This is a genomic window from Neobacillus drentensis, from assembly GCF_036965245.1.
Taxonomy (GTDB): Bacteria; Bacillota; Bacilli; order Bacillales; family Cytobacillaceae; genus Neobacillus; species Neobacillus drentensis_G.
Genome location: NZ_JBALPG010000075.1, coordinates 1 through 9,361 on the forward strand (window position 1 = coordinate 1; position 9,361 = coordinate 9,361).

Consider the following 9,361-nt stretch of genomic DNA (forward strand, 5'->3'; position numbering starts at 1 on the left):
AACCTATATATTATACTTATATTTGGTTTGTAATGAAATATAATAAATATTATTATGTTTCAAGTATAAACAAGGAGTAATTTGATGAAAAAGAAGATGCTATATTTATGTATGTAGATTGGGCTGGATTAAACAAAGACCTCATTTTTTAGCAGAAAAACATCATTAGATTTATGATAAATAAAAGGATAGAATTCATTATCAATATTAAATAGGTAAAATACATGAAAATTCAAAGGATGATTTGTTAAGTATTTCACTCTCTCATTAGAACTATAATTGTAGGTTACATTTAAAAGGAGCTGACTGTAAATGAAGGGAATAATATTAGCTGGCGGAAGTGGGACTCGGCTTTATCCGTTAACAAAAGTAGTATCGAAACAATTATTACCCGTATACGATAAACCAATGATTTATTATCCACTTTCCGTTCTTATGTTGGCGGGCATTAAAGATATTTTAATTATTTCTACACCAGAAGATACTGCTCGTTTTGAGCAAATTCTAGGAGATGGATCAGATTTAGGACTGAAATTTTCTTATAAAATTCAGCCTCATCCAGGCGGATTAGCGCAAGCATTTTTAATTGGAGAAGAATTTATTGGTGATGACAATGTTGCGCTTGTCCTTGGCGACAATATTTTTTATGGTCATGGTCTGACTGAACTATTAAGAAGGGCTGCCTCCCGGGAAACTGGTGCGTCCGTATTTGGATATTACGTAAACGACCCAGAGCGTTTCGGTGTTGTTGAATTTGATAAGGAAGGTAAAGCTGTTTCGATTGAAGAAAAGCCTGAAGAGCCTAAGTCTAACTATGCAGTGACAGGTCTATATTTTTATGATAATCGGGTAGTTGAAATTGCGAAGAGCATCAAGCCGTCTCCGCGTGGTGAACTTGAAATAACGGATATCAACAAGGCTTACTTAGATATGGGTGAACTGAATGTTGAATTGCTTGGACGCGGCTATGCATGGTTAGACACAGGTACACATGCATCATTGTTAGAAGCCTCACAATTTATTGAAACAGTTGAAAAACGGCAATCATTAAAAATAGCCTGTTTAGAAGAAATTGCATATAAAATGGGGTATATTACAAATGATAAGTTATTAGAGTTAGCAGAGCCATTAATGAAAAATCAATATGGACAATATTTAATTAAAATAGCCAGCCAAGGTAAGTAAAACATTGAGTGAGGTAAAAAAATGAATGTTATTGAGACAAAGATACCAGATGTAAAAATATTGGAGCCCAAAGTGTTCGGCGATCATCGCGGTTATTTTATGGAAAGCTATAATAAGAATATTTTTGAACAATTGGGCTTACATTTTGATTTTATTCAAGATAATCAATCCCTTTCCGTCCCAGTAGGAACTTTACGCGGTTTACATTTTCAATTAAATCCTAAAGCGCAAACAAAGGTTGTTCGGTGTATAACAGGGGCGATTTATGATGTAGCGGTAGATATTCGACAAGGTTCTCCTACATATGGGCAATGGGTTGGCGTGATTTTAAGTGAACATAATAAACGCCAGCTTTTAGTTCCAAAAGGATTTGCGCATGGATTCTGTACGTTGGTGCCTGACACCACAGTGGCTTATAAAGTGGATGAGTACTATTCTCCTGAACACGATGGAGGGATACTTTGGAACGACCCTGCTCTAGGTATTGATTGGCCGACAACGGCTCCAATCCTTTCTGAAAAGGATACAAAGCACCCAACATTAGCTGAAGCAAAACATCTCAATTTTATGTATGAAAAATAGGAGGCAACTAATGAAACTGTTAATAACAGGCGGAGCTGGCTTTATCGGCAGTAACTTTGTCCGCTACATGGTAAATAAATATCCTAACTACCAAATCGTTAATCTTGATTTACTAACTTATGCAGGAAATCTAGAAAATTTAAAAGACATTGAAAATGCTTCAAATTACAAGTTTGTTCGAGGTGATATAGCGGATCGCGAATTTATCGGTGGATTATTCCAAGAAGAAAAGTTTGATTATGTCATCAATTTTGCTGCTGAATCTCATGTTGACAGAAGTATAACCGATCCTGGAATTTTTGTTCAAACGAATATTCAGGGTACGCTGGCACTTCTTGATGCTGCCAAAACAATTGGTGTGAAGAAATACCTTCAAGTTTCTACCGATGAGGTATATGGAACATTAGGGGAAACAGGTTACTTTACGGAAGAAACTCCACTAGCGGCTAATAGTCCTTATAGTGCCAGCAAAGCTGGTGCGGATCTACTGGTACGTGCCTATAATGAAACGTTTGGCTTACCAGTGAATATCACACGCTGCTCAAATAACTATGGACCTTTCCATTTCCCTGAGAAGCTAATTCCATTAATGATCATTAATGCTTTACATGATAAAGAGCTTCCAGTATATGGCGATGGCTTAAATGTTCGTGACTGGCTTCATGTTGAAGATCATTGTCAAGCGATTGACTTAGTCCTTCATAATGGTCGCAATGGAGGGATATATAACGTCGGAGGCAATAACGAACGCACTAATATTGAGATTGTTAAAACAATATTAAAGCAATTGAATAAGCCTGAGTCACTAATAAAATTTGTTAAAGACCGTCCTGGCCATGACCGCCGCTATGCAATCGATGCAACAAAGCTTCGGACAGAGCTTGGCTGGAAACCAAAATATACATTTGAGACAGGTATTGAACAAACAATTAAATGGTATTTAGATAATAAAGAATGGTGGGAAAACATCATTTCTGGAGAGTACCAGGATTATTTTAAATCCCAATATGGTGACAGATTAGAGGTAAAATAATGAAAGTGGTTGTAACAGGAGTACAAGGACAGTTAGGTTATGATGTTGTAAAGCAGTTAACCGCAAGAAACCATCAGGTTTTTGGAACTGATCGCAATGAATTGGATATCACCGACGAAAAAGCAGTACAAGCCTATTTTGATGAAATAAAGCCTGACGCTCTTTTACATTGTGCTGCCTATACAAATGTTGATGGAGCCGAAGAGGACAAAGAAACTGTATACAAAGTAAATGCTATAGGGGCTAAATATCTTGCTCAAGCAGCAAGCAAGGTTGGAGCTAAAATGGTTTATGTAAGTACCGACTATGTTTTTGATGGAACAGCTGCGGAACCTTACGAGGTTGACCATCCTACCCAACCGCTTGGTGTATATGGAGAAACAAAATACGCTGGTGAAGAATTTGTTAAACAAAATTTAGATCATCATTTTATCGTCCGTACAGCATGGGTCTATGGGATAAATGGAAATAATTTTGTCAAAACAATGCTGCGTCTTGCTGGGGATCGCGATGAATTAGGGGTTGTTCATGATCAAGTTGGCTCTCCAACCTATACGGTGGATCTTGCACGATTCATGATTGATTTGGTTGAATCCGACAAATACGGTGTTTATCATGCAACCAATGAAGGTGTTTGCTCTTGGTACGATTTTGCTGTAGAAATATTTAAACAGGCTGATGTACATGTAAAAGTGAATCCATTGACTTCCGAGCAATTCCCTCGACCAGCAGCACGGCCTAAGTATTCAGTTTTAAGTAAGAAAAAAATTATCGAGCAAGGTTTTACGCCGCTCCCAAATTGGAAAGACGCCTTATCAGCATACTTAAGAGAACTTAGAAAATCCTAATATAAACATAAAAGGGACACATTAAAAGGTCGTATTGTTGACTTTAATGTGTCCTTTTTTAAAAAAATTCCTTTTTTGCACATTAAAAGGTTTTCAATTAGATTGAAACCTTTCTTCTAACTGTTTCGTCTGACATATAGGGTTTAAAAAATAAAAGACATTTTTTATGTTAATGCATTAAGATTACTTTTTTTTCTTATTAAACTTTATCACCTGAAGAAATTAATAGTTTCATTGAGGAAATGACTGTGCTATAATCAACTAGGTGTAATTTATCGAAATTTGACTTTTTTATTCCTTTTTTTTATAAGAAATATTTTCAATTATGTTTTTTATAAAAAAGGTTATTATATAAGTATGGAGGGGCTTTAATGTTGTCTGTAACTTTGTTTTTATGTTTTTGTGCTTCGATCTTCCTCACACCTATAGTTAAAAAATTAGCCTTTAAAATTGGAGCAACTGATAAGCCTAATCAAAGAAAAGTTCACCAGAAAATTATGCCGCGTCTAGGCGGGTTGGCAATATATATAAGCTTCATATTGGGAATTTTAATTATCCAGCCAATTGAGAATTTTACTTTACTTCTTTTAAACCCTGAGGGAAATGTACATTTAGCTCTTTTGCTCGGCAGTTTAATTATTATTCTTACGGGTGCAGTTGACGATGTAAAAGAAATCTCACCAAAGGTAAAGCTTTTTGGACAAATACTTGCTGCCTTAGTTATTATATTCTTAGGGGATATAAAAGTTGAGTTCATTAACTTACCATTTGGCGGAGGACAATTAGACTTTGGTATGTTAAGTATTCCATTCACAATGGTTTGGATTATTGGTATAACCAATGCGATCAATTTAATCGATGGATTAGATGGATTAGCAGGCGGAGTATCCTCAATAGCATTATTTTCCATTGCGGGAATGGCTTATATTACGGGAAATCCTTATGTTACAGTTGTTGCATTAATAGCTGCCGTATCAACACTTGGTTTCCTTATGTATAATTTTTACCCTGCAAAGATTTTTATGGGTGATACAGGGGCTTTGTTTTTAGGGTTCTTAATTAGTGTCCTTTCACTACTGGGTTTAAAAAGTGTTACGTTTATTTCACTCGTTATTCCAGTAATAATCCTTGGTGTTCCAATTTCCGATACATTCTTTGCCATTATCAGGAGACTTGTGAATAAACAGCCATTATCTGCACCAGATAAATCCCATTTACATCATTGTTTATTAAGAGCAGGCTTTTCACATCGACAAACAGTTTTATTGATTTATGCGATGAGTGCAATTTTGGGACTAGCTGCATTTATTCTTTCACAAGCAACGTTACGTGGATCAGTACTTATTATTCTTACGATATTAATTATCATCGAATTATTTGTTGAAAAGATTGGACTTGTACGAGAAGATTACAAACCATTGTTAAAACTAATTCGAGGTTTTAGACCAGCTAATATGCGTAATAAATAATTAAAAAAGCGAACAACCCACAATGTTAGTGAGTTTGTTCGCTTTTTTTATGGAGTCCGATTTCGAGTGATTATAATAAAAAGGATTCAATTCCGTGAATTTCTAAGATTTTTTTCCCAATTGTTTTCTATAACAAGACAGGATATAATCTTCCTAAGATTCCCTTACATAATCTTCCTCAAGATAAAGGGTGTCGCCCTGTTTCATGTTGCATTGACCGTTGGTTAGTTCGACCATCCAATCCATAAATGCCATAACCTGGGACTCGTCCACATAGGTTTCAACTTCAACGATATCAAAGTAGTGAATTTCTTTAATTTTGTAGTCGGAGGCACGAAGCTCTTTTTCAATTTTCCCAAGCCAGGTATATTCTATTTTCACGTGGATAATTTGCGTGAGTTTTCTTTCGACGAGGCCAATAGCCTCTAGCACTTCTGATGTAGCTTTGCCGTAAGCGCGAATCAGACCGCCTGCCCCTAATTTAATTCCACCAAAGTAACGGGTAACCACGACTACAGTGTCCTTCAGCTTTCTTTTTTTCAAAACTTCAAGGATGGGGACGCCGGCAGTTCCACTTGGTTCGCCGTCATCATTGGCTTTTTGAATTTGATCATGCTCACCAATGAGATAAGCAGAGCAGTTATGGGTAGCATCCCAATGCTTCTTTTTTATTGCTTGAATAAATTCCTGCGCTTCATTTTCCGTTTCAGCTCTTTTAATATGAGCAATAAATCGGGACCTTTGGATGTTAATTTCATGTTCTCCAGCCTGTTTAACAGTATGGTATCGAGGAAGCATAACAAACTCCTTTCTATTGTAAAAAAATATTGATGTAATATACCTTTAATATGGTAGTAACCTTCGAATGATATAATAGACATGGTTCAACTAGATATATTTTTAAAAGTATAGTTGAAAAGGATGAAATACTTCTATTATACTACTTTTCATCCGAGTTTGAGGCCACTCATGTCTGTTCAGATTAGCCATTTAGTACAATTCAAGGTAAAATATGTGAAAAGGCCTTAAGGAATAAGGGAAAAGCAAGCCCCTCCTGGAGGAATGATATGAAAATTAAGCAGATTAATATGAAGTCAATTGATGAAATTCGAGAAGAAATGATTAAAACAGTAACCTGTAGTAAAAGTGATATTTTCCGAATTGGTGAGCAATGTCGTCTGGACTACGAGAACATGACAACGGAACTCTCGAATATCAAGGAATTGATGGCAAAGCTTATCGAAGAGGGAGACAAGCTTGAAGAACAGGTTCAAGAAGCACGGGTAATGCTGTCAGAAGTCAGTATGAATTTTAAGCAATATAAAGAGGAAGAAATCCGTGAAGCCTACGAAAAAGCACACCAGCTGCAAATGGACCTCTCCATCAACTGGCAATATAAAAAACAGCTATTGGATAAAAGGGAGGATCTTGAACGAAGACTAATCGGGTTAAATGATACGATTGACCGTGCTGATCAGCTCATTTCACAAATTTCAGTGGTGATGAATTACTTAACAAGCGATTTAAAACAAGTAGGTGAAGTATTAGAAAATGCCAAGGCCAAACAGGACTTCGGCTTGAAAATTATTGAAGCACAGGAAGAAGAGCGGAAGCGGCTATCTAGGGAGATTCACGATGGACCGGCACAAATGCTGGCGAATGTCATTATGCGCTCGGATTTAATTGAGCGCGTATACCGGGATAAGGGGCCAGATGAGGCCTTTTCCGAAATCCATCACTATAAAATAATGGTTCGTTCCGCCCTTTATGAAGTCCGGAGGATTATCTATGACCTGCGTCCGATGGCATTAGATGATTTAGGGCTCGTCCCTACCCTCAGAAAATATTTACAAACCATCGAAGAATATCATAACAAATCGAAAATAAGTTTTGTGAATATTGGACTAGAGAACCGGCTTCCGACTAAGTATGAGGTCGGGCTGTTCCGTATCATTCAGGAGTCAGTACAAAACGCGCTCAAGCATGCGAATGCTTGTGAAATCAAAGTAAAGTTAGAAATAACCAATGCCGCGATTGCCGTTTTGATTAAGGACAACGGCATTGGATTTGATACTACTCAACAAAAACCTGAGTCATTTGGCATGATTGGCATGAGAGAGCGTGTCGACCTGCTTGATGGGGAAATCACGTTCGATTCAAAAATAGGCAAAGGAACCGAGGTATTAATCCGTGTTCCATTAATCAACTAAAGAAAATTTTGTAATTAATAATAAAATTGAAATATGAAGAATCAGGGGGCGTAGCAATTGACTACCAAAATTGTCATTATAGACGATCACCAACTATTCAGAGAAGGCGTTAAAAGAATACTAGAGTTCGAGAAGTCGTTCCAAGTTGTGGCTGAAGGCGATGACGGCAGCGAAGCATTAGGACTTGTACAAGAGCATCACCCTGATGTTGTCATTATGGATATTAATATGCCGCAAATGAATGGGGTTGAAGCAACCCGAGAGCTTATTGAAAAATACCCGAACACAAAAGTCATCATTTTATCGATTCATGATGATGAAAACTATGTGACACATGCATTAAAAACAGGTGCCTGTGGCTATCTATTAAAAGAAATGGATGCAGATGCATTAATTGAAGCAGTCCGAGTTGTCGCTGATGGCGGTTCGTATTTACATCCAAAAGTCACACACAATTTGGTCAATGAATATCGCAAACTGGCAGCAGGTGTGGGCCGCAGTGGAGGTGGCTACGTGCAAACGGTTGAAATTCGCCGTCCATTGCACCTATTAACGCGTCGTGAATGTGAAGTACTGCAAATGCTTGCTGATGGAAAAAGTAACCGCGGGATCGGTGAATCCTTATTTATCAGTGAAAAAACAGTCAAAAACCACGTCAGCAACATTTTACAAAAAATGAACGTCAACGACCGTACCCAAGCCGTCGTTGTTGCGATTAAAAATGGTTGGGTGGAAGTGCGATAATTTTTCAAAATTAGTGAAGAGCACGCTTATTGGCGTGTTCTTTTTTGCCTAATAAATATCAATTTTTTGCTTTAAGAATTATCTAGCCCCACATGGAAGACCTAGGGAGAACATCGCACGAATAAAAAGCGTTAGCTTTTTATAGGAGCACTAGCGCTTTTCTTGAGGGAATTCTTAATCCCAAAATAATGCAATTTATGGCTGTTTCAGATAAAATATATAAGCAAACATAGTGTTGTTAAAAAGACAAGGATGGTAAAACTTTATGAAAACGGCAATTGTCACGGATAGTACCGCGTACATACCGAAAGAATTACGAGAAAAATGGAATATACATATGATCCCGTTGAATGTTATTTTCGGAAAAGAAGTCTATCGGGAAGAGTTTGATATAACATGGAGCCAGTTTTACGAAGAGGTGAAAACGAAAGAACTCCCAACAACATCTCAGCCGCCGATTGGGCAATTTGTCCAGTTGTTTGAAAAGCTATCAGAAGACTACGACGCAGTCATTAGTATCCACCTTTCAAGCGGAATCAGCGGCACCTACCAAGGTGCAGTCACCGCAAGTACGATGGTAGAAGGCATTAAGGTGTATCCTTTTGATTCTGAAATCAGCTGTATGGTTCAAGGGTTTTATGCGCTTGAAGCCGCTGAAATAGCTTCATGTGGCGAGGAAGCTGAAGCAATCATAAAAAGATTGGAAGAGTTGAAAAAAACAGCTCGTGCTTATTTTATGGTCGATGACCTGTCGCATCTTCAACGCGGCGGTCGTCTCTCAAGTGCCCAAGCCTTTATCGGCAGCCTTCTGCAGGTCAAACCACTGTTGCATTTTGAAAACAAGGTCATTGTCCCTTTTGAAAAAATCCGCACCCGGAAGAAAGCAATGAAACGAATCGTGGACTTGCTCGGCGAAGACGCATCGAGTGGTGAAGCACATCAAGCTGTCATCATTCACGCCAATCGCGAGGAAGAAGCAGAAGAATGGCGGAAAGAATTGTCCACCATGTATCCGAATGTCGATTTCTCGATTGGTTACTTCGGAGCCGTCATCGGCACCCACCTAGGTGAAGGCTCGATGGGAATGGGCTGGATGAAAAAATAAAATAATTTAGGTATGCTGCCATTCCGGCCTTTGGGTTGGAATGGTTTTTATATTGGTCAAATAATTTAAGGGAAATATCATATAAAAGGTAATTTAAAAAGGGTTTGGCGGAATCCGAGGACAGTTTGGCGGAAATCCGGATTAGTTTGGCGGAATTCTGGCTTGAGTTGGCGGAATCATCGTGA

At 37.9% G+C, this 9,361-nt stretch carries 9 protein-coding genes; 8 read left to right on the top strand and 1 reads right to left on the bottom strand.

The features are described from left to right. The first annotated feature begins 312 nt into the window (after positions 1-312). The 5 genes from rfbA (at position 313) to V7150_RS16180 (ending at position 5,117) form a co-directional block, all read left to right on the top strand. Positions 313-1,185 carry a glucose-1-phosphate thymidylyltransferase RfbA gene (rfbA, locus tag V7150_RS16160; protein ID WP_335520356.1) on the top strand — a complete coding sequence of 291 codons (873 nt, stop codon included), beginning with the start codon at positions 313-315 and terminating at the stop codon, positions 1,183-1,185. Positions 1,186-1,206: 21 nt separating this feature from the next. Further along, a complete protein-coding gene (gene rfbC / locus V7150_RS16165) occupies positions 1,207-1,767 on the top strand; it encodes a dTDP-4-dehydrorhamnose 3,5-epimerase (RefSeq protein ID WP_335520361.1) in 561 nt (186 codons plus the stop codon). A 10-nt stretch (positions 1,768-1,777) separates the two neighbouring features. Then, positions 1,778-2,800, top strand: coding sequence for a dTDP-glucose 4,6-dehydratase (rfbB, locus tag V7150_RS16170; protein ID WP_335520364.1), 1,023 nt, complete (start codon positions 1,778-1,780; stop codon positions 2,798-2,800). Continuing rightward, entirely contained in the window at positions 2,800-3,648 is an 849-nt protein-coding gene (gene rfbD / locus V7150_RS16175; RefSeq protein WP_335520367.1) for a dTDP-4-dehydrorhamnose reductase, read from the top strand. Before rfbB ends, rfbD begins: the two co-directional genes overlap by 1 nt. Positions 3,649-4,019: 371 nt before the next feature. Then, complete coding sequence (locus V7150_RS16180) at positions 4,020-5,117, top strand: glycosyltransferase family 4 protein (protein ID WP_335520369.1); 1,098 nt, start codon at positions 4,020-4,022, stop codon at positions 5,115-5,117. A gap of 153 nt (positions 5,118-5,270) precedes the next feature. Here the strand turns inward: V7150_RS16180 and V7150_RS16185 are convergent, their stop codons facing one another. After that, positions 5,271-5,915, bottom strand: a complete 645-nt coding sequence (locus V7150_RS16185) for a YigZ family protein (RefSeq protein ID WP_335520372.1) — start codon at positions 5,913-5,915, stop codon at positions 5,271-5,273. A gap of 269 nt (positions 5,916-6,184) precedes the next feature. On the opposite strand from V7150_RS16185, the gene V7150_RS16190 reads away from it, so the two are divergent. From V7150_RS16190 to V7150_RS16200, 3 genes are all read left to right on the top strand, one after another. After that, complete coding sequence (locus V7150_RS16190) at positions 6,185-7,327, top strand: sensor histidine kinase (RefSeq protein ID WP_335520374.1); 1,143 nt, start codon at positions 6,185-6,187, stop codon at positions 7,325-7,327. A gap of 57 nt (positions 7,328-7,384) precedes the next feature. Further along, on the top strand, positions 7,385-8,071 hold the full coding sequence (locus tag V7150_RS16195) for a response regulator transcription factor (RefSeq protein WP_335520377.1): 687 nt from the start codon (positions 7,385-7,387) through the stop codon (positions 8,069-8,071). Positions 8,072-8,336: 265 nt separating this feature from the next. Beyond that, positions 8,337-9,176 carry a DegV family protein gene (locus V7150_RS16200; protein WP_335520380.1) on the top strand — a complete coding sequence of 280 codons (840 nt, stop codon included), beginning with the start codon at positions 8,337-8,339 and terminating at the stop codon, positions 9,174-9,176. The last annotated feature ends 185 nt before the right edge of the window (positions 9,177-9,361 follow it).